A 19,332-nucleotide genomic window follows, 5' to 3' on the forward strand; every position below is an offset into this window, starting at 1 on the left:
ACGCGCGCCTGTAGGAGCAGTCTTGGCACGGAAGATCGGCAGCCGGTACACCGCGAACCAGATCCTGGGGCGGGGCAGCGCCGGCACGGTGTGGCTGGGCGAGGGGCCGGAGGGCCCTGTCGCCATCAAGATGCTGCGCGAGGACCTCGCCTCCGACCAGGAACTCGTCGGACGCTTCGTCCAGGAGCGCACCGCGCTGCTCGGCCTGGAGCACCCGCGCATCGTCACCGTGCGCGACCTGGTCGTCGACGGCAACGACCTGGCCCTCGTCATGGACCTGGTGCGCGGCACCGACCTGCGCACCCGGCTGGAGCGCGAGCGGCGGCTCGCCCCCGAGGCGGCCGTGGCGATCGTCGCCGACGTCGCCGACGCGCTCGCGGCGGCCCACGCGGCCGGGGTCGTGCACCGGGACGTCAAGCCCGAGAACGTGCTCCTCGACATGCAGGGGCCACTGGGGCCGGGCGGGGCGCATCCCGCCCTGCTGACGGACTTCGGCGTCGCCAAGCTGATCGATTCGCCGAAGCGGACCAAGGCCACGAAGATCATCGGCACGCCGGACTACCTGGCCCCCGAGATCGTCGAGGGACTGCCCCCCCGCGCGTCCGTCGACATCTACGCCCTCGCGACCGTCCTGTACGAGCTGCTGGCCGGCTTCACGCCGTTCGGCGGCGGCCACCCGGGCGCGGTCCTGCGCCGGCACGTCACCGAGACCGTCGTGCCGCTACCCGGCATCCCCGAGGAGCTGTGGCAGCTGATCGTGCAGTGCCTGGCCAAGGCACCCGCCTCCCGGCTGCGGGCCTCGGAGCTGGCGGCGCGGCTGCGCGAGCAGCTGCCCACGCTGGTCGGGCTGCCCCCGCTGGACGTGGACGAGCCGGACCAGGCCGAGGAGCCTGCGGCGCAGGAGCCCGTGACCGAGCCCGCCGAGCCCGTACGGCGCCGGGGCGCGGTGTCGCTGGTGCCGGGCGCCAGGCCGGACTCCAACCGGGACACCCACACCTCGATGCGGGTGCCGGGGCCGGACGAGCTGGCGGGGGGCGCGCACGGTACCGCGCGCGCTCCACGGGCCACCGGTGCGCCCCGGCCGGGGTCGGCGCGGCACCGGGCGGCGGTGCGGCGGCGCCGGATCACGCTGGGCGTGGCGGGCCTGGTCCTGGCGGCGGTGGCGGGGGTCGGCGCGTACGTCGCCTCCTCCGGCGGTGACGACCATCGGGCCCCGGCCACCCACAGCACCTCGGGTCCGTGACCACGCCGGGCGGCTCGGCCCCGGCGAGGGCCGCCGGGGTGCCGGGCGCCGTTCGGCCGAGGTCGCTTGCCGCAGCCGTTACGCTGGATGCGTGGCAGTCGTCGATGTATCCGAAGAGCTGAAGTCCCTCTCCTCGACCATGGAGTCGATCGAGGCCGTCCTGGACCTCGACACGATGAGGGCAGATATCGCCGTGCTCGAGGAGCAGGCGGCCGCGCCCTCGCTGTGGGACAACCCGGACGAGGCGCAGAAGATCACCAGCAAGCTCTCCCACCTCCAGGCCGAGGTCAGGAAGGCGGAGGCGCTGCGCGGCCGGATCGACGATCTCGCCGTCCTCTTCGAGATGGCCGAGGAGGAGGACGACCCGGACACCCGCGCCGAGGCCGAGACCGAGCTGGCCTCGGTGAAGAAGGCACTGGACGAGATGGAGGTGCGCACCCTCCTGTCCGGCGAGTACGACTCCCGTGAGGCGCTCGTCAACATCCGCGCGGAGGCCGGCGGCGTCGACGCCGCCGACTTCGCCGAGAAGCTCCAGCGCATGTACCTGCGCTGGGCCGAGCAGCACGGCTACAAGACGGAGCTGATCGAGACGTCGTACGCCGAAGAGGCCGGCATCAAGTCGACCACCTTCGCCGTCCAGGCGCCGTACGCCTACGGCACCCTCTCCGTCGAGCAGGGCACGCACCGCCTCGTGCGCATCTCGCCCTACGACAACCAGGGCCGCCGCCAGACCTCCTTCGCGGGCGTCGAGGTGCTGCCGGTCGTCGAGCAGTCCGACCACGTGGAGATCGACGAGAGCGAGCTGCGGATCGACGTGTACCGCTCCTCGGGCCCCGGCGGCCAGGGCGTGAACACGACCGACTCCGCGGTCCGCATCACGCACCTCCCGACCGGCATCGTGGTCTCCTGCCAGAACGAGCGCTCCCAGATCCAGAACAAGGCCACGGCGATGAACGTCCTCCAGGCCAAGCTGCTGGAGCGGCGCCGCCAGGAGGAGCAGGCCAAGATGGACGCCCTCAAGGGCGACGGCGGCAACTCCTGGGGCAACCAGATGCGTTCGTACGTCCTGCACCCGTACCAGATGGTCAAGGACCTGCGCACCGAGCACGAGGTCGGCAACCCGGAGGCCGTGTTCAACGGTGAGATCGACGGGTTCCTGGAGGCCGGCATTCGCTGGCGCAAGCAGCAGGAGAAGTAACTTTGTCGACATGACAACTGCCGCCCGCGAGGCGGCAGTTGTTGTTTTGTCCGGGTTTTACATCACGATTACAGCTGCTGAGTCACCGCAAAAGCACCCCCATGGGACAAGGCGCCCGGAACGGCCTTGACGTTGCTTTGAAGAATGGGAAGAGTTGCACGCGGCATGCGTACTTGCGGGGCGCATGTGAACCGGGGGAATGAGTTGACGCGCTTCGTCACCGGCTGCCTCCCGTCGATCACGGCAACGCCCCACGCGCCGCCTCATTGACGAACAGCTACTGGGGGTAGCAACCATATGACGAAGAAGACGCGGATCCGGGTCGCGCGGATAGCCGCCGGCGCCGTGATCGCGGCCGGTGCGTCACTGACCGCAGCCGGCGCGGCCTCCGCCCTGGACCTCGGTGTCCAGGCGGGCCCGATCAGCCTCGGTGTGCACACGGACAGCCCCAACGACACCGAGGGCCAGACCGGCGGCTGCCCGGTCTCCGTCTGCACCACAACCGGCGGCGACAGCAGTGGCTCCACGACCGGTTCCACGACCGACGGCTCCACCACCACCGGTTCCACGACCGGTGGCTCGACCACGGGATCCACCACCGGCTCCACCTCCGGTTCCACGACCGGCGGCACCACCACGGGTTCCACCACCGGTTCCACGACCGTGGGCGGCACCGTCACCATCGGTGGCGCCAGCACGACCGGCGGTGACAGCAGCACCGGCACCACGGGCACCACCGGTACCACGGGCACCACCGGTGGTGACAGCAGCACCGGTTCCACCGGCACCACCGGTGGCAACAGCACGGGCGGCACCGGCAGTACCGGCAGCACCAGCTCCACCGGTGGTGACAGCAGCACCGGTTCCACCGGCACCACGGGTGGCGACACCAGCACCGGTGGCAACGGCAACTCGGGCGGCAACGGGAACTCCGGTGGCACCAGCTCCACCGGCGGTTCCGGCAACTCCGGCGGCTCCACCACGGGCGGCGGCTCCGGCAGCGCCGGCGGCTCCACCACGGGCGGCAACAACGACAACCCGCAGGGCGGCAGCGGCAAGGCCACCCAGGACGCGGGCTCGCAGGCGCTGACCGACACGGGCTCGGGCAACAAGGCGCAGGCGCAGGGTGGCGACAAGCAGCTCGCCGAGACCGGTGCCGGCCAGACCGCGTTCCTGGTCATCGGCGCGGCGACGATGATCGCCGGCGGTATCGGCTTCCGGGTGCTGCCGCGCCTGGTGAACGGCCGGGGCGGCGCCGCCGCCTGATCGTGACCCCTCGGTCACGCACGGTGCGCGCCTAGTGTGCGCGAGGGCCCGGAGCTTGGCGCTCCGGGCCCTCAGCCGTCTTCCCGGCTCCTCGCGCTCGCCGGCGCCGTCCTCCGCACTTCTTACGCGGTCTGGTGCGCCAGCAGCGCCACCGCGGCGATCAGCACCGCCAGCAGCGCGATCAGCGCCATCGGGTTCACCCCGCCGAGGAAACCCTCTTGCTGAAGTCGCTCGCGGTTGGCACGGCACACCGGGCACCGGCCCTCGCTCACGGGCGCCGCGCAGTTCGCGCACACCAACCGGTCGTACGTCATGCGCTCGCCCTCCTTGCACCGGCCATCACTTCTAGAACGCTCGCGGGAACCAGAACGTTCCCACCCCCACTGTGCCAGGTTCCCGTAAGCCGTGCGCAGGCACCGTAAGAGCGGGCGGGAACAGGGGACGGTACAAAAACGTACAAGTCTTGCCCAAGCTCTACCTGCGACTGCACTTGCACACCCGGTTCGCGTATGGTCACGCTCATCTACCCCCGGCGACCCGTGGTGCATCCGTGATCCGATTCGACAACGTCTCCAAGGTCTACCCCAAGCAGAACCGCCCCGCACTCAGGGATGTCTCCCTGGAGGTGGAGAAGGGCGAGTTCGTCTTCCTCGTGGGGTCCTCCGGCTCCGGAAAGTCCACCTTCCTGCGGCTCATCCTCCGCGAGGAGCGGTGCAGCCACGGCCAGGTGCACGTGCTGGGCAAGGACCTCGCGCGCCTCTCCAACTGGAAGGTGCCGCAGATGCGCCGCCAGCTGGGGACCGTCTTCCAGGACTTCCGGCTCCTGCCGAACAAGACCGTCGCGGAGAACGTGGCCTTCGCCCAGGAGGTCATCGGCAAGTCCCGCGGCGAGATCCGCAAGTCCGTGCCGCAGGTGCTCGACCTCGTCGGGCTCGGCGGCAAGGAGGACCGCAGGCCCGGCGAGCTGTCCGGTGGTGAGCAGCAGCGCGTGGCCATCGCGCGGGCCTTCGTCAACCGGCCCAAGCTGCTCATCGCCGACGAGCCCACCGGCAACCTCGACCCGCAGACCTCCGTCGGCATCATGAAGCTGCTCGACCGCATCAACCGGACGGGCACCACCGTCATCATGGCGACGCACGACCAGAACATCGTGGACCAGATGCGCAAGCGCGTCATCGAGCTGGAGAAGGGCCGCCTCGTCCGCGACCAGGCCCGCGGCGTCTACGGCTACCAGCACTGACACCGACCGCACCCAGCTTCCGGAAAGGCCTGAAGAACCCGCCATGCGCGCCCAGTTCGTCCTGTCGGAGATCGGCGTCGGTCTCCGCCGCAACCTGACGATGACCTTCGCCGTCATCGTCTCCGTCGCCCTGTCCCTGGCCCTCTTCGGCGGCTCGCTGCTGATGAGCGACCAGGTGTCCACCATGAAGGGCTACTGGTACGACAAGGTCAACGTCTCGATCTTCCTGTGCAACAAGCACGACGCCGAGTCGGACGCCAACTGCGCCAAGGGCGCGGTCACCGAGGACCAGAAGAAGCAGATCCTCGCCGACCTGCAGAAGATGCCCATCGTCGAGAAGGTGTCGTACGAGTCGCAGGACGAGGCGTACAAGCACTACAAGGAGCAGTTCGGCAACTCCCCGCTGGCCAGCTCCCTCACGCCGGACCAGATGCAGGAGTCGTACCGGATCAAGCTGAAGGACCCGCAGAAGTACCAGGTCATCGCGAGCGCCTTCAACGGGCGTGACGGCGTGCAGTCGGTGCAGGACCAGAAGGGCATCCTGGACAACCTCTTCCAGCTGCTGAACCTGATGAACCGCGGCGCGCTCGGCGTCATGGCGATGATGCTGATCGTCGCCCTGCTGCTGATCGTCAACACCGTACGCGTCTCGGCGTTCAGCCGGCGGCGCGAGACCGGGATCATGCGCCTGGTCGGTGCCTCGGGCTTCTACATCCAGGCGCCGTTCATCGCCGAGGCCGCGGTCGCCGGGCTCATCGGCGGCGGCCTCGCCTGTGTGGCGCTGGTGGTCGGGCGGTACTTCACCATCGACCACGGCATGGACCTCGCGCACAAGCTGCAGCTCATCAACTTCGTGGGCTGGGACGCGGTGTTGACCAAGCTGCCGCTGATCCTCGCGACGAGCGTGCTGATGCCGTCGCTGGCGGCGTTCTTCGCGCTGCGCAAGTATCTGAAGGTGTGACGCATGCCAAGAGGGGCCGTGCGGGCAACCGCCCGTACGGCCCTTCGCGTTGTCCTAGACTCACGGCCATGTCAGGCCGCGACCTGTTCTGCCAGCCCCGCCGCATGCGCCGCGGGGCCGCGCTGACATTGGTCTTCGCCGGTGTCCTGGTCACCGGCGCCGCCACCGGCTCCTTCCCGGAGACCGCCTCCTCCACGCAGCCCACGGCGCGCGGACCGGCCGCCGGTCCCGCCCACCCGGCCGCCTCGCCCGAGGACGTCCGCAGGGTCGCCGCCGAGGCGGCGGCCGACGGCAAGTCCCCGATGGAGGCCGCCGAACGGGCCGTCAGCCGCAGCGGCGACCGCTGGGGCGCGGTCTACAGCGAGGGTCAGTACCAGGAGTTCCAGGAGGCCCTCGACGGCAGGTACACCGGCGTCGGACTGTGGGCGCGCCGGGACCAGGACGGCCGGATCGAGGTGACCCGGGTCCAGCCCGACTCGCCCGCCGCCGCGGCCGGCATCCGCGAGGGCGACCGGCTCACCAGCGTCGACGGCAGCAGGGTCGACGGCCTGCCGGTCACCGACGTGGTCTCCTTACTGCGCGGCGACGCAGATGAAGCGGCCGCCGGTACGACGGTCACGCTGGGCCTCGCGCGGGGCACGCGCGCGTGGAGCGAGAAACTGCGCCGGGCGAGCCTGTCCACCGACTCGGTGACCGTGCGCAAGCTGCCCGGCGGGGTCACGATCATCAAGGTGGCCGCGTTCACCAGGGGCTCCGGCGACGAGATCCGCGACGCGGTGCGCGAGGCCCCGGCGGCCGGCGGGATCATCCTCGACCTGCGCGGCAACTCCGGCGGACTGGTCACCGAGGCCGTGGAGACCGCCTCCGCCTTCCTCGACGGCGGCCTGGTCGCCACCTACGACGTCGACGGCGCCCAGCGCTCCCTGCACGCCGACCGTGGCGGCGACACCGCTCGGCCCCTGGTCGCCCTGGTCGACGGCGGCACGATGAGCGCGGCCGAGATGCTCACCGGCGCCCTGCAGGACCGGGGCCGCGCGGTGGTGATCGGCTCGCGCACCTTCGGCAAGGGCTCCATCCAGATGCCGACGAAGCTGCCCGACGGCTCGGTGGCCGAGCTGACCGTCGGCCACTACCGGACCCCCTCCGGCCACGCGGTCGACGGCCAGGGCATCACCCCGGACCTGGAGGCGGGGCCGGACGACGCGCAGGCGCGGGCCGAGACGGTCCTCACCGGCCTCGGCGACCCGTCGTAGCCCTCCGGCCCCGCGCGGCGCCGCGTTAATCGGCTGTACGCGTACCCCCTCCATGGTGCGAAAATGGTCGGCACTATGGCTAAGGAAAAAGGGCGCAAGCTGATCGCGCAGAACAAGAAGGCGCGGCACGACTACCACATCCTCGACACCTACGAGGCCGGTCTGGTCCTCATGGGCACCGAGGTGAAGTCGCTGCGCCAGGGGCGGGCCTCGCTGGTCGACGGCTTCGTGCAGCTGGACGGCCACGAGGCCTGGCTGCACAACGTGCACGTCCCCGAGTACAGCCAGGGCACCTGGACCAACCACAGCGCCCGCCGCAAGCGCAAGCTGCTGCTGCACCGTGCGGAGATCGAGAAGCTGGAGTCCAAGTCCCAGGAGACGGGCCACACGATCGTGCCCCTCGCCCTGTACTTCAAGGACGGCCGCGCCAAGGTCGAGATCGCGCTGGCGAAGGGCAAGAAGGAGTACGACAAGCGGCAGACGCTGCGCGAGAAGCAGGACCGGCGCGAGGCGGACCGGGCCATGGCCGCGGTCCGGCGCAAGCAGCGCGGCTAGCGGCGCGGCCGGTGGGAATACGCTGGCACCCGCCCGCGTTGTTCCCGTACGATGGCACCAGAGCACCGGACGTCAGCGCCCGGTGTGCACCTTGAGAAATCAACATGGGGATGATCGGTTTCGACAGCGGCTGTCGAAGCAGGGGAAGCGTGTCGAGGAAGCGGCCATGATCTCGTAAACCACAGGCCGAAAAAAATAATCGCCAACACCAAGCGCGATTCCTTCGCCCTCGCTGCCTAAGTAGCGACTCGCGAAGTGTCAGCCCGGGGCTGTTCCCGACCCGGATCCTGGCATCAGCTAGGGAACTAAACCTTGATCCCGGTCACGGGGTGAAAAGGGAAACCACACAGTGACTGAGCCCGTCGGCGACTTGTTCGCGTGATCGCCGGGGCCGAGAAAAGCGCAGCGAACTGCACACGGAGAAGCCCTGGTTCCGCACCGTTGGACGCGGGTTCGATTCCCGCCATCTCCACCAACCCCTCCGGGGGACCCCATGTGGGCACAGGCCCCGTCGCTGCGAGCGGCGGGGCCTTCGTCTTGGGCAGGCGCGATGACGCTACTTCACCGCGCCGACCGCGATCCCGCGGGTGAGCGTGCGCTGGAAGACGAGGAAGAAGACCACCGCCGGCAGCACGCCGAGCAGGGCGGCCGCGTTGGTCATGGTGGCGTCCATCAGGCGCTGGCCCTGCAGGACGCCGAGGGCGACGGAGACGGTCTGGTTGTCGTTGGAGACGAGCATGACCAGCGGCAGCAGGAACTCGTTCCAGGTCCAGATGAAGAAGAAGACCAGCAGCACGCCCAGGGTGGGCCGGCTGACGGGGACGACGATCCGCCACAGCACCTGCCACGCGTTCGCGCCGTCGATCCGGGCGGCCTCGATGATCTCCCGCGGGAACTGCCCGAGCACCGAGGAGAGCAGATAGGTCCCGAACGCGGACTGGATCACCGTGAAGACGATGATCACGCTGAGCCGGGTGTCGTAGAGCCCGGCCTGCTTGCTCAGGTAGTACAGCGGGTAGACCAGCGACTCCTGCGGCAGCAGGTTGGCGAGGACGAAGAAGGCCAGCACCCAGGTGCGGCCCCGGACGCGGCCGATGCCGATCGCGTAGGCGTTCAGCACCGACAGCACGGCGGCCAGGACCGCCACCGAGCCGCTGATCAGCACGGAGTTCAGCAGCTTGCGCCCGTAGTCGACGCGCTGCCAGAAGTCCGTCAGACCCTTGGTGTACAGGCCGTGGGGCAGGCCGAGCGGGCCGTGCTGGGAGTATTCCGCCGGTGACTTGACCGCGTTGACCACGACGACGAGGAACGGCACGATCATGAACAGGGCGGCGAGGCAGAGGGCGATCAGCACGGGGTAGCGGCGCGGGGCGGCCGTCATGCGCGGCCTCCTTCCTCGGCGTCCTCCGCGCGCGTCTGGAGTCTCAGGCCGGCCAGCGCGAGCAGCAGGACGATCAGGGTCAGCACGGTGGAGATCGCGGCGCCGTAGCCGACCTGGGTCTTCTCGAAGAACGTGGTGAAGGAGAAGTACGACGGGACGTCCGTCGAGCCGCCCGGTCCGCCCTTCGTCAGCACGTACACCGCGCCGAACACCTTCAGCGCGGCGATCGTGCACCAGGTGAGCACGACGTAGATCTCCGGCCGGATCCCCGGCAGGGTGATGTGGGCGAAGCGCCGCCACCAGCCGGCGCCGTCCAGCTCGGCCGCCTCGTACAGCTGCGGGTCGACCCGCCCGAGGCCCGCCATGAACACCACCAGCGGAAAGCCGAGCTGCACCCAGACCATCACGCCCATGACGGTGTACAGCGCGATCTCCGGGTCGCCGAGCCAGTCCTGCCGCCAGGAACCGAGGCCGACGGCCTTCAGGGCCGCGTTCAGGGCGCCGTCGTCGGGGGCGAGGATCCAGCTCCAGACGATGCCGGCGACCGCGATCGGCAGCACCTGCGGGAGGTAGAAGCAGGCGCGCAGGACCGCGGCGACCTTCGTGCCGAAGTGCTTGCCGACGTAGTCGAACAGGGCGGCCGCCAGCACCAGTCCGAGGGCGGTCGGTACGGCGGCCATGGCGACGACCATGAACAGGCTGTGCCGGAACGACGCCCAGAACTCCGAGTCGTGCGCCAGCTGCCGGTAGTTGGCGAGCCCGGTCCAGTGCAGGCTGCCCACGCCCTGCCAGTCGGTGAAGCTCACCGCGCTGTTCATCAGGAACGGCGCGACGACGACGGCGACGAAGGCGAGGACGCCCGGGAGCAGGAAGAGCGCGTAGGAGTCGCGCGGGCGGCGCCGTCCCGTCGGCAGGCTCATCGCCGGGGAACGCCCTGGTCGTACGCCTTCTGGAGATGCTCCAGGTAGGCGTCCGGCCGCTCGCTGCCGGTCATCAGCTTCTGGGTCTCCGAGACGAGGGTGTCGTAGAAGCCGGCCACCGGCCAGTCGGGGTAGAAGGCGAGGCCGTCATGGCCGGTGAGGGTGTTGAACTGGGTGATCAGCTGCTGGGACTTGGGGCCCGTGACGGCCTTCGGATCGGCGGCCACGGGTATGCCGCCCTTGTTGCCGAGCAGGTTCTGGATCTTCTGGGACAGGGTGATGTCGATGAAGTCGTAGGCGAGCTGCTTGTTCTTCGCGCCCTGAGGGACGACCCAGAGGTTGCCGCCGGAGCCGAGGGTGAGGTCCGAGCCGGGCCACAGGGAGGTGTCCCAGGCGAACTTCGCCTCGGACTGGAAGCGGCCGTACCACCAGCTGCCGGAGAACAGGATCGGCGCCTTGCCCCGGATCCAGGACACGCCCGCGTCCTCGGCCTTGGCGCTGGTGGACGTCCTGGCGATGTAGCCCTTCCGCACCCAGTCGGCGAAGGTGGTCGCGGCGTACGTCCAGGCCGCGTCGTGGAAGTCGGCCCTGGTCTTGTACAGCTCGTAGGAGTCGACCCAGGAGCGGTCGGCCTTGGACAGGGCGAGTTGGTAGAGGTACTGCTGGGCCATGTACTCGGCGCCCGCGTCGGCCAGCGGGGTGACGCCCCGGGCCACGAACCGGTCCATGGCGGCCGTCAGCTGGTCGAAGGTCCTCGGTTCCGCGATGCCGTACTTCTCGAAGAGGTCCTTGTTGTAGAAGACCATCGTGTACTCGCCGTAGTCGGGCACGCCGTACCACTTGCCGGAGCCCATCACGCCGTTCGTGTCGTACATGCTGGTCGTACGGACACCGGCGGGGATCTTGCGGTCCCAGCCGCGCTTGGCCGCCTGAGCCGTCAGATCGGTCAGGAGCCCCTGCCTGGAGAGCAGGCCGGCGGTCGCGTTGCCCTTGTTGTACTCCATGACGTCCGGCGCGTCGGAGGAGTTGAGGACCATCGGCGCGGTCTTCTGGATCTGTTCGAAGCCCTTCTCCTCGAACTCCACCTTCACGCCGGGGTGCTGGGCCTCGAACTCCTTGACGGCCTCGTTCCAGGCCACGCCCATCGCGCTGTCGGGGCCCTCGTAGTGCCAGAGCCGCAGGGTCTTGCCGTCGCCGGAACCGCCGCCCGAGCCGCCGCCGCAGGAGGCCAGGAGAAGGGACGCGGTGACGACCGCCGTCACCGCCAGGTACGTACGCCGTCGTGCGGTCAACATCCATTTCCTCCAGGGGAGTTGGTGTTGAAGCGCTTCGACGAAGGACGGTAGGTGGGGTGATCGCGGGCGTCAACAGGTCTGACGGGAATCGGTGCAAGCGTTTCGACTCCGGACCGGGACGCGGTGTGGATGAGCACCGCGAGGGCGGCCGCCGCGGCCGGGACGGCGAGGGCGGTGGCGGGGGAGAGGTGCTCGGCCGCCCAGCCGCCCGTGGCCGAGCCGCAGGCGATGCCGGTGAGCAGCCCGGTCACCACCAGGCTCATGCCCTCGCCCAGCCGGTCGGCCGGGGTGCGTCGCTGCACCAGCGTCATCGCGGTCACCATCGTCGGCGCGGTCGCCATCCCGGCCACCAGCAGCGCGGCCGCGAGCGCCGGCAGCGAACCGGCCACGCCGGCGGCCGCCCACGGCAGGGTCATCAGCACGGCCATGACCGCCAGACAGCGGCCGAACCCCACGCCCGCCGGCCCCCGCGCCCCGAACACCAGGCCCGCCGCGCACGAGCCCGCCGCCTGCAGCGCGAGCACGGCACCGGCCGCCGCGCGATGCCCGTGCGCGTCGGCGTAGGCGATCGTGCCGACCTCCATCGAGCCGAACACGGCGCCGGTCGCGACGAAGCAGCCGAGCAGGGGCGGGATCCCGGGGACGCGCAGGGGCGAGCGCGCCTTCGGCCGTTGGACGGCCGGCGGCTCGGTGGCGCGCTGCGCGGTGAACAGCAGCATGCCGGCGAGCAGCAGCACCGCCCCGGTGAGCGTGCCCGCCTCCGGGAAGAACGTGCCGGTCAGGAAGGAGGCGAGCACCGGGCCGAGCATGAAGCACAGCTCGTCGGCGGCCTGCTCGAAGGAGTTCGCGGTGTGCAGCGCGCCCGGGTCGTCGCGCAGCAGATGGGCCCAGCGGGCGCGGGAGAGGCCGCCGATGTTCGGGGTGGCCGCGGTCGCGGCGTAGGCGGCGAACAGGGTCCAGTCGGGGGCGTCGTAGCGCACGCACAGCAGCAGCGCCAGGCTGCCGAGCACGGCGGCGAGCGTGGCGGGCACGGCGATCCGGGCCTGCCCGTGCCGGTCGGTCAGCCGGGCGATCCACGGCCCGGCCAGCGCGGTCGCCGCGAGCCCGGTCGCGGTGACCGCGCCGGCGAGGGCGTACGACCCCCGTGACCCGGAGATCATCACCACGGCGCTCACGCTGAACATGCCCATGGGCAGCCGGGCGAGCAGATTGCCGGTCGTGAAGGCACGGGTGCCGGGAAGGGAGAACAGACGGCGGTACGGGGCTATGGGCAGTGGGGACATGGCCTCACCCTCGCCCGGAGCGGATCACCGGGTCCAACACCTGCCCGGCTCCCATCCACGCACCCGTGTTGTAAGTTCCCCGGCATGCCCGCCCACCTGGACCCCAGACTGCTGCGCGCCTTCGTCGCCGTGGCCGAGGAACTGCACTTCACCCGCGCCGCGGCCCGGCTGTACGTCGCGCAGCAGGCGCTCAGCCGTGACGTGCGGCGCCTGGAACGGGAGTTGGGCGCCGAGCTGTTCGTCCGGACCACCCGGCAGGTGACGCCGACCGCCGACGGCGAACGCCTGCTGCCGTACGCGCGCCGGGTGCTGGCCGCGCAGGACGAGCTGCTGGCGGCCTTCGCGCCCGGCGGGCAGGTCCGTCCGCTGCTGGTGGACCTCAACTCGCCGGGCCTGGCCACCGGCCGCCGGGTGCTGCACCGGGCCCGCGAACTCGCCCCCGACTGCGAGCTGATGGCCCGCTACGAGAGCGGGCTGACCGGTGCCGCCGAGCAGATCCTGGCCGGCCGGCTGGACGCGTCCTTCGGCCGGTTCGCCGGTCTGGACCCGGCGCTGCGGGCGGGGCTGGAGCGGCAGCCGGTGCGGTACGAGCCGATGGCCGTCATCTTGCCCGAGGAGCACCGGCTGGCCGAGCTGCCCGAGGTGCCCGTGGCGGCGCTGGCCGGGGAGACGGTGTACGCCGGTGCCGGCAATCCGCGCACCCGGGAGTGGACCGGCCTCGCGTCCCGCCTGTTCGAGGAGTACGGCATCCGGCTCGCCCCGCCGCTGCCGCTGGCCGTCGGGGACGAGGAGTTCGAGCGGATCATGGGCAAGAACGGTCATCCGGTGCTGGCCGTGGTGGACTTCCCGCCCCTGCCCCGCACGGTCCGCCGCCCCCTCGTCGACCCCGTCCCGCTCTCGCCGGTGTCACTGGTGTGGCGCAGGGGGCTGTCGCATCCGGGGCTGGACGCGCTGCGCGGCGCGGCGGCGCGGATCGCGCGGGCGCAGGGGTGGCTGCGGCGGCCGGAGGGGAGCTGGCTCCCCGAGGCGGACGAGATGACGGCGAACGGCTGAGGGCCGTCCGGTCGCTGCCGACCGGACGGCCCCACCGGACAGGGAGGATCAGCCGTTCGCCCCCGCCGGGGTCGTGGTGGTCTTGAAGCCTTCCAGCTTGTTGGCCTGCACCACGAAGTCGTTGGTGAACGTCTTGCCGAGGTCGATGGAGGAGGTGGCGTTGCCGACCAGTTCCTCGGTCGCCAGGACCGTCTTCGGGCCGCCGGCCGGCATGAGGCCGTCCGGGAGGAACTGACCCTTGTCCTGGGTCAGGGCCGTGATGTAGTCGGCCTTGGTCACCAGCTGGTTCTGCACGAACGACTGCGGCAGCTTGTCGGCGATGTCGGCCGCGGTGTGCGTGTTGATCCAGTGCATGGTCGCCACGAGGGCGTCGACGACCTTCTGCACCGCGTCCTTGTGCGCGTTCACCCAGTCGGTACGGGCGATGACGCTGGCGGCCGGCCAGGCGCTGCCCAGTGCCTGCGTGGCGCCCGCGGTGGTGGCCAGGTCGATCGCGGAGGTGCCGACGCCCTTCTTCTCCATCGCGGCGACCGTCGGCTGCGTCGTCATGACACAGGCCGTCTTGCCGTTCTGGAGCGCGGCGACGGCGGTGGAGCCCGCGCCGACCCCGATCCGGCTGTAGTCGCCGGTCTTGAGGCCCTTCTTGGCGGCCAGGAACTTGGTGAGGGTGTCGGTGCCCGAGCCCAGGTCGGTGACGCCGAGCGTCTTGCCCTTGAAGTCGGCGGCCGAGTGGACCCCGCTCTTCGGGTTGCACATCTCCCGCTCGCCCGGAGCGCCGGACAGCTGGATGACGCCCTCGACGGCCTTGCCCTTCGCCTGGAAGTCGATCGTGTGGTTGTACCAGGCGCCGGCCATGTCCACCTGCCCCGAGGCCATCGCGTCCTCGGCGCCGGTACCGCCGTCCTGCTCGGTGCTCAGCACGACGTTCACGCCGTACTTCTTGTAGAAGCCGAGGTTCTGGGCGAGCTGGTAGGGCAGGTAGATCTGCTTGTCGATGCCGCCGACCATGATCTTGACGGTGGGGGTGCCGCCGGAGGCGGACGAGCTGCCGGAACTGCTGGAACAGGCGGTGGCCGCGCCGAGGGTGAGGGCGGTGACGAGCGATGCGGTGAGGGCTCTTTTCAGCATGGCGGCTCTTTCCTTTCGGACATGCATGGGGACGCGGGGAGGGGAGGGGAGGGGGAACTGCGGCGGGGGCTCAGAGCGAGCTGGCCTCGGAGGGGGCCGGGGGGCGCCAGGACAGCAGCCGGTGTTCGAGCTTGGCGATCAGCCACTCCGCACCCAGCACGATGACCGAGATGACGAGCATCGTGGCGAACACGCCGTTGGGGTCGAAGTTGTTCTGCGCGGTCTTGATGACCAGGCCGAGGCCGCTCTGCGCGCCGAGCACCTCGCCGACCAGCGCGCCGACGATGGCGAAGCCGAAGGCGCTGTGCAGGCTGGCGATGATCCAGGTGAGCGCGGAGGGCACGATGACGTGCCGGATGATCTGCAGCTGGGAGGCGCCGAGCACCCGGGCGTTGGCGAGGATGTTGCGGTCGACCTCGCGGACGCCCTGGAAGGCGTTGAAGAAGACGATGAAGAACACCAGCACCGCGGCGAGCAGGATCTTCGGGGTCACGCCGATGCCGAAGGCGACGATGAAGATCGAGCCGAGGACGATGCGCGGGATCGCGTTCACCATCTTGATGTAGGGCCCGAGGACGTCGGACAGATAGCGGCTCTGCCCGAGCGCCACGCCGAAGACGACTCCGGTGACGGCGCCGACGGCGAAGCCGATGAGCGCCTCCTGGATGGTGGTCCAGACGTTGGAGTAGAAGGAGCCGAACTCGGTGCCGTGCTGGAAGAGGTCGATCAGCCGTTTCCAGATGCCGGAAGGCTGCCCGAAGAAGAACGGGTCGACGATGCCCCACGTGGTGAAGGCCTGCCAGCCGCCGATGACGAAGACCGCGATGGCGATGCGGCCCGCCCACACCGAGACGACGCGCCGCCGGGCGGCCCGCTTGGCGGCCTCCGCCGGCGAGGTCCTGCCGTCGGCCACGGGGGCGACGGAAGCGGTGGACGTCGTGCTCATGCCTTACCTCCTGCGGTGGCCGCGTAGGCGCGCTCGACCTCTTCGCGCAGCGTGTCCCAGATCTGGTGCTGGAGTTCGATGAAGCGGGGCTGGAAGCGGATCTCCTGGACGGAGCCGCGCGGGCGGGGCAGGTCGATGTCGAAGACCTGCTTGACCGAGCCGGGGCTGGAGGTCATCACGACGACCCGGTCGGCGAGCGCCACGGCCTCGTCGAGGTCGTGGGTGATGAAGATGACGGACGGGCGGATCTGCTCCCACAGGCCCAGCAGCTCGGTCGACATGATCGCCTTGGTCTGCACGTCCAGGGCGCCGAACGGCTCGTCCATGATCAGGATCTTGGGCTCGTTGATGAGCGCGGCGGCCATCGCGACCCGCTTGCGCATACCGCCGGACAGCTGGTGCGGATAGCGGTCCTCGAACCCGGCGAGGCCCACCCGGCGCAGCCAGTCACGCGCCTGGGCCTGCGCCTGCTGCTTGGGGACGCCACGGAAGACCGGTCCCATCAGCACGTTGCCGAGCACGGTCTTCCAGGGCAGCAGCGCGTCCGCCTGGAACATGAAGCTGACGCCCTCGGTGATGCCGTCCACCTCACGGCCGCCGACCTTCACCGAGCCCTCGCTGGGCCGGTCGAGCCCGGACACCATGCTCAGGGTCGTCGACTTGCCGCAGCCGGTGGGGCCGACCACCGCGCAGAACTGGCCGGGCTCGACGGTGAACGACACGTCTTGCAGTGCCGTGAACACCTTGCCGGCAGGGGTCAGGAATCGTTTGGTGAGCCCGGAGATCTCGATGCGCGCGCCCTCGCGGTCGACTGCGCCGGCGAGAGGGCTCGTCGCGGGATCGTTTCGCGAAGCCATGGGGAGCGGTCTCCTTCCGTCCTCGGGGGGTCGAGGTGAAGGCAGACGCTAGAGGCCACCCGGTGTTACGTCGCTGTTTCCGAGGTATCCCGCGATAGCCGCGTAAACCGGGGTTCTGCTCGTTCTGCTCAGTGAAACGGGGCTGGGCAGAATTCCGGCCATCAGGCACAATCGCGCCACCACGGGTCAGGCGCAGGGCCGTCCCGGCACCACTCAGGACAGGGGCGATGAGGCACCTGTGACACCCATCCGCATACGGATCGGGCGCGGCGGGAGGGGGAGACTGTCCGCGCGGATCCTCGTCAGCCAGCTCGCCATCCTGGCGCTCACGGGCGCCATCGGCTTCGCCCTTTTCGCCTTCGCACAGCGCTCCGCGCTCGACCGCACCTACGAGGACCGGGCCGTGGCCATCGCCCGGACGACGGCCGCCGACCCGCAGATCCGGCGTGCCATGCAGGAGGGCGAGGGCCGAGGAGCCGTACGGCCCGGTGTCGTCCAGGCCGTCGCCGAGCGCATCCGGCGGTCGTCGAGGTCGTCGTACGTCGTGGTGATCGACCTGCACGGCATCCGCCACTCGCACCCCATGCCGCAGCTGGTCGGCTCACCGGTGACCGAGCCGATCGTGGCCCGGGACGGCCTGCCGCACGTGGGCACCGACCAGGGCGCGACCGGGCGGTCCGCCAACGGCAGGGTCCCGCTGTACGGGCCGACGGGCGAGCTGGTCGGCGAGGTGTCCGTGGGCATCGCGGAGCACGACGTCCTCGGGGAGCTGTGGCGCGAGCTGCCCACCTTCGGCCTCTACGCCGCGATCGCCACCGCCCTCGGTTCGGTGGCCGCGTTCCTGCTGGCCAGGCGGCTGAAGCGGACCACGTTCGGGCTGGAGCTGGAGGAGATCGCCGGTCTGCTCCAGGACCGCGAGGCGATGCTGCACGGCATCCGCGAGGGCGTCCTCGCCTTCGCCCCGGACGGCAGGATCACCGTGGTGAACGACGAGGCGCGCCGGCTGCTCGGCCTCGGCACCGCGCTCGGCAGCACCCTGGACGAGGTGCTGCCCGAGGGCCGGCTGCGCCGCGCCCTGGACGGCACCCTGACCGGCACCGACATCAGCGTGCTGACCGACGAGCACTGCCTGGTCGTCAACCGGATGCCGGTGACCCTGCGCGGGCGCGCGCTGGGCGCGGTGGTGACCGTACGTGACCGCACCGAACTCGTCGGTCTGCTGCGGGAGCTGGACTCCGTGCGCGGGCTGACCGACGCGCTGCGGGCGCAGCAGCACGAGTTCACCAACCGGATGCACACGCTCGCCGGGCTGCTGGACATCGGGGCGCACGAGGAGGCGTACGAACTGGCCGTCGAGTCGGCCGGGGCCGGGCAGGCGCTCACCGAGTCCGTGCGCAAGCGGATCGGCAACCCGCTGATGGTCGGCCTGGTCGTGGCCAAGACGACGGTCGCCGCCGAACGCGGGGTATGGGTCGAACTGGACGACGGCTCGGCGCTGGGCGAGGACCCACCGCATCTGCGCCGGCTGCTGACGATCGTCGGCAACCTGCTGGACAACGCGATCGACGCGGCGGCCGACGGTCCGCCGCCGCCCGGCGGGCGCGCGGTACGCCTGACCCTCACCGAGGACGAGGGGGCGACGACCGTACGGGTGGCGGACACCGGACCCGGCGTCCCGCCCGCCGCCCGCGACTCGATCTTCGAGGACGGCTGGTCCACCCGCCCCGACCGGGGCACCGCCCGGCGCGGGCTGGGTCTCGCGCTCGTCCACCGCCTGGTGTCGCGGCACGGCGGCACGATCAGCGTCAGTGAGGGGCCGGGCGCGGTGTTCACCGTACGGCTGCCCGTGCCGGACCCCGTGACCGTCGGGCAGCCGCAGGCACTGCCCGTGGCATCCATGGCATTCCCGGACCCCGTGGGAGGTGACCGCCGGTGATCCGCACCCTGGTCGTGGACGACGACTTCCGGGTCAGCCACATCCACTGCGACTACGTGTCCCGGGTCCGGGGCTTCGAGGTGGTGGGTGAGGCGTCGAGCGTCGCCGAGGCCCTCCAGGCGGCGCAGGACCTGCGCCCCGACCTGCTGCTGCTGGACATCTTCCTGCCCGACGGCAGCGGGCTGGACGTCCTGCGCCGGCTCACCGGGGACGCGGGCGGCGCCCGCCCCGACGCCTTCGTGATCACCGCCGACCGGGACATCGCCTCGGTGCGCACCGCGATGAAGCTCGGTGCCGTCGGCTACCTGGTCAAGCCCTTCGGCGCCGCCGACCTGGCCGAGCGGCTCACCTCGTACCGCGAACTGCAGCACCGCGTCGACACCCTCGGCGAGACCACGGAGACCGAACAGGCCGATGTGGACGCCCTGTTCAGCGCGGTCCGGCCGCCCGCCGTGCCGCGCGTCCCCGCCAAGGGCCACTCGGCGCCCACGCTCGCCCTCGTCCAGCAGACGCTGCGCACCGCCCACCGCGACCTGTCCGCCGCGGAGGCGGCGGAACTGACCGGCGTCTCCCGGGCCACGGCCCAGCGCTACCTGTCCTACCTCGTCAAGCAGGGCACGGTCCGGCTGATCCTCCGCTACGGGGCGACGGGCCGCCCCGAGCACCGGTACCGCATCGCGTCCTGAGGCCTCACGGGTCCGTCCGCCCGCGAGTGAGAGCAACGTTCCCTTCCGGTCACCCACAGCCACAGCGAGGAAACGCCCGCTCCCTACCTTCGGGCTCAGTCGTGCGTAGAGCAGGCCGACGTATGACGGAC

18 protein-coding genes and 1 other RNA gene are annotated in these 19,332 nt (G+C 70.7%); 11 read left to right on the forward strand and 8 right to left on the reverse strand.

Going from position 1 to position 19,332, the window contains the following annotated elements; genetic code table 11:
* Nucleotides 1-22 precede the first annotated feature (22 nt).
* The 3 genes from ACZ60X_RS21875 (at nucleotide 23) to ACZ60X_RS21885 (ending at nucleotide 3,707) form a co-directional block, all read left to right on the forward strand.
* On the forward strand, nucleotides 23-1,243 hold the full coding sequence (locus ACZ60X_RS21875; RefSeq protein ID WP_469600854.1) for a serine/threonine-protein kinase: 1,221 nt from the start codon (nucleotides 23-25) through the stop codon (nucleotides 1,241-1,243).
* A gap of 91 nt (nucleotides 1,244-1,334) precedes the next feature.
* Nucleotides 1,335-2,441 (forward strand): peptide chain release factor 2, encoded by a 1,107-nt coding sequence (gene prfB / locus ACZ60X_RS21880; protein WP_469600856.1) that lies wholly within the window; start codon nucleotides 1,335-1,337, stop codon nucleotides 2,439-2,441.
* 297 nt (nucleotides 2,442-2,738) lie between these two features.
* On the forward strand, nucleotides 2,739-3,707 hold the full coding sequence (locus tag ACZ60X_RS21885) for a hypothetical protein (RefSeq protein WP_469600858.1): 969 nt from the start codon (nucleotides 2,739-2,741) through the stop codon (nucleotides 3,705-3,707).
* Nucleotides 3,708-3,829: 122 nt separating this feature from the next.
* Here the strand turns inward: ACZ60X_RS21885 and ACZ60X_RS21890 are convergent, their stop codons facing one another.
* On the reverse strand, nucleotides 3,830-4,021 hold the full coding sequence (locus tag ACZ60X_RS21890) for a hypothetical protein (RefSeq protein ID WP_023550109.1): 192 nt from the start codon (nucleotides 4,019-4,021) through the stop codon (nucleotides 3,830-3,832).
* 236 nt (nucleotides 4,022-4,257) lie between these two features.
* Between ACZ60X_RS21890 and ftsE the strand changes: the two genes are divergently transcribed.
* From ftsE to ssrA, 5 genes are all read left to right on the forward strand, one after another.
* On the forward strand, nucleotides 4,258-4,947 hold the full coding sequence (gene ftsE / locus ACZ60X_RS21895) for a cell division ATP-binding protein FtsE (RefSeq protein ID WP_469600863.1): 690 nt from the start codon (nucleotides 4,258-4,260) through the stop codon (nucleotides 4,945-4,947).
* A 43-nt stretch (nucleotides 4,948-4,990) separates the two neighbouring features.
* Nucleotides 4,991-5,908: a permease-like cell division protein FtsX gene (ftsX, locus tag ACZ60X_RS21900; RefSeq protein ID WP_469600866.1), complete on the forward strand. Its 918-nt coding sequence runs from the start codon at nucleotides 4,991-4,993 to the stop codon at nucleotides 5,906-5,908.
* 68 nt (nucleotides 5,909-5,976) lie between these two features.
* Complete coding sequence (locus ACZ60X_RS21905) at nucleotides 5,977-7,161, forward strand: S41 family peptidase (protein ID WP_469600868.1); 1,185 nt, start codon at nucleotides 5,977-5,979, stop codon at nucleotides 7,159-7,161.
* Nucleotides 7,162-7,236: 75 nt separating this feature from the next.
* Nucleotides 7,237-7,716 (forward strand): SsrA-binding protein SmpB, encoded by a 480-nt coding sequence (gene smpB, locus ACZ60X_RS21910; protein ID WP_469600871.1) that lies wholly within the window; start codon nucleotides 7,237-7,239, stop codon nucleotides 7,714-7,716.
* Between the two features lie 106 nt (nucleotides 7,717-7,822).
* Nucleotides 7,823-8,191: a transfer-messenger RNA gene (ssrA, locus tag ACZ60X_RS21915) on the forward strand.
* Nucleotides 8,192-8,272: 81 nt separating this feature from the next.
* On the opposite strand, the gene ACZ60X_RS21920 is transcribed toward ssrA, so the two are convergent.
* The 4 genes from ACZ60X_RS21920 to ACZ60X_RS21935 are packed head-to-tail and all read right to left on the reverse strand — an operon-like array spanning nucleotide 8,273 to nucleotide 12,595.
* Nucleotides 8,273-9,097: a carbohydrate ABC transporter permease gene (locus ACZ60X_RS21920; protein ID WP_469600874.1), complete on the reverse strand. Its 825-nt coding sequence runs from the start codon at nucleotides 9,095-9,097 to the stop codon at nucleotides 8,273-8,275.
* Entirely contained in the window at nucleotides 9,094-10,017 is a 924-nt protein-coding gene (locus ACZ60X_RS21925) for a carbohydrate ABC transporter permease (protein WP_469600877.1), read from the reverse strand. Before ACZ60X_RS21925 ends, ACZ60X_RS21920 begins: the two co-directional genes overlap by 4 nt.
* Nucleotides 10,014-11,312: an ABC transporter substrate-binding protein gene (locus tag ACZ60X_RS21930; protein WP_469600879.1), complete on the reverse strand. Its 1,299-nt coding sequence runs from the start codon at nucleotides 11,310-11,312 to the stop codon at nucleotides 10,014-10,016. Before ACZ60X_RS21930 ends, ACZ60X_RS21925 begins: the two co-directional genes overlap by 4 nt.
* On the reverse strand, nucleotides 11,306-12,595 hold the full coding sequence (locus tag ACZ60X_RS21935; protein ID WP_469600884.1) for an MFS transporter: 1,290 nt from the start codon (nucleotides 12,593-12,595) through the stop codon (nucleotides 11,306-11,308). The genes ACZ60X_RS21930 and ACZ60X_RS21935 overlap by 7 nt, the downstream gene beginning before the upstream one ends.
* 84 nt (nucleotides 12,596-12,679) lie before the next feature.
* Between ACZ60X_RS21935 and ACZ60X_RS21940 the strand changes: the two genes are divergently transcribed.
* The gene (locus ACZ60X_RS21940; protein ID WP_469600887.1) at nucleotides 12,680-13,648 is read left to right on the forward strand and encodes a LysR family transcriptional regulator; all 969 of its coding nucleotides are present in this window, start codon (nucleotides 12,680-12,682) and stop codon (nucleotides 13,646-13,648) included.
* A 48-nt stretch (nucleotides 13,649-13,696) separates the two neighbouring features.
* On the opposite strand, the gene ACZ60X_RS21945 is transcribed toward ACZ60X_RS21940, so the two are convergent.
* The 3 genes from ACZ60X_RS21945 to ACZ60X_RS21955 form a co-directional block, all read right to left on the reverse strand.
* Nucleotides 13,697-14,776 (reverse strand): ABC transporter substrate-binding protein, encoded by a 1,080-nt coding sequence (locus ACZ60X_RS21945; protein WP_469600889.1) that lies wholly within the window; start codon nucleotides 14,774-14,776, stop codon nucleotides 13,697-13,699.
* Nucleotides 14,777-14,846: 70 nt separating this feature from the next.
* Nucleotides 14,847-15,722: an ABC transporter permease gene (locus ACZ60X_RS21950; protein ID WP_469600892.1), complete on the reverse strand. Its 876-nt coding sequence runs from the start codon at nucleotides 15,720-15,722 to the stop codon at nucleotides 14,847-14,849.
* Nucleotides 15,719-16,579, reverse strand: coding sequence for an ABC transporter ATP-binding protein (locus tag ACZ60X_RS21955; protein WP_469600895.1), 861 nt, complete (start codon nucleotides 16,577-16,579; stop codon nucleotides 15,719-15,721). Before ACZ60X_RS21955 ends, ACZ60X_RS21950 begins: the two co-directional genes overlap by 4 nt.
* Before the next feature lie 238 nt (nucleotides 16,580-16,817).
* Between ACZ60X_RS21955 and ACZ60X_RS21960 the strand changes: the two genes are divergently transcribed.
* Together ACZ60X_RS21960 and ACZ60X_RS21965 are read left to right on the forward strand one after the other, a co-directional pair.
* Complete coding sequence (locus ACZ60X_RS21960; RefSeq protein ID WP_469600898.1) at nucleotides 16,818-18,515, forward strand: sensor histidine kinase; 1,698 nt, start codon at nucleotides 16,818-16,820, stop codon at nucleotides 18,513-18,515.
* A complete protein-coding gene (locus tag ACZ60X_RS21965) occupies nucleotides 18,512-19,201 on the forward strand; it encodes a response regulator (protein ID WP_469600902.1) in 690 nt (229 codons plus the stop codon). Before ACZ60X_RS21960 ends, ACZ60X_RS21965 begins: the two co-directional genes overlap by 4 nt.
* Nucleotides 19,202-19,332: the final 131 nt, after the last annotated feature.

It is taken from the genome of Streptomyces sp. NPDC104106 (assembly GCF_055584345.1).

Coding starts and splice junctions, on each gene's coding strand:
- ACZ60X_RS21890 (WP_023550109.1), bottom strand. CDS start 4,021: ATGACGTACGACCGGTTGGTGTGCGCGAACTGCGCGGCGCCCGTGAGC.
- ACZ60X_RS21885 (WP_469600858.1), top strand. CDS start 2,739: ATGACGAAGAAGACGCGGATCCGGGTCGCGCGGATAGCCGCCGGCGCC.
- ACZ60X_RS21950 (WP_469600892.1), bottom strand. CDS start 15,722: ATGAGCACGACGTCCACCGCTTCCGTCGCCCCCGTGGCCGACGGCAGG.
- ACZ60X_RS21955 (WP_469600895.1), bottom strand. CDS start 16,579: ATGGCTTCGCGAAACGATCCCGCGACGAGCCCTCTCGCCGGCGCAGTC.
- ACZ60X_RS21940 (WP_469600887.1), top strand. CDS start 12,680: ATGCCCGCCCACCTGGACCCCAGACTGCTGCGCGCCTTCGTCGCCGTG.
- ACZ60X_RS21935 (WP_469600884.1), bottom strand. CDS start 12,595: ATGTCCCCACTGCCCATAGCCCCGTACCGCCGTCTGTTCTCCCTTCCC.
- ACZ60X_RS21905 (WP_469600868.1), top strand. CDS start 5,977: ATGTCAGGCCGCGACCTGTTCTGCCAGCCCCGCCGCATGCGCCGCGGG.
- ACZ60X_RS21945 (WP_469600889.1), bottom strand. CDS start 14,776: ATGCTGAAAAGAGCCCTCACCGCATCGCTCGTCACCGCCCTCACCCTC.
- smpB (WP_469600871.1), top strand. CDS start 7,237: ATGGCTAAGGAAAAAGGGCGCAAGCTGATCGCGCAGAACAAGAAGGCG.
- ACZ60X_RS21925 (WP_469600877.1), bottom strand. CDS start 10,017: ATGAGCCTGCCGACGGGACGGCGCCGCCCGCGCGACTCCTACGCGCTC.
- ACZ60X_RS21930 (WP_469600879.1), bottom strand. CDS start 11,312: ATGTTGACCGCACGACGGCGTACGTACCTGGCGGTGACGGCGGTCGTC.
- ftsX (WP_469600866.1), top strand. CDS start 4,991: ATGCGCGCCCAGTTCGTCCTGTCGGAGATCGGCGTCGGTCTCCGCCGC.
- ACZ60X_RS21920 (WP_469600874.1), bottom strand. CDS start 9,097: ATGACGGCCGCCCCGCGCCGCTACCCCGTGCTGATCGCCCTCTGCCTC.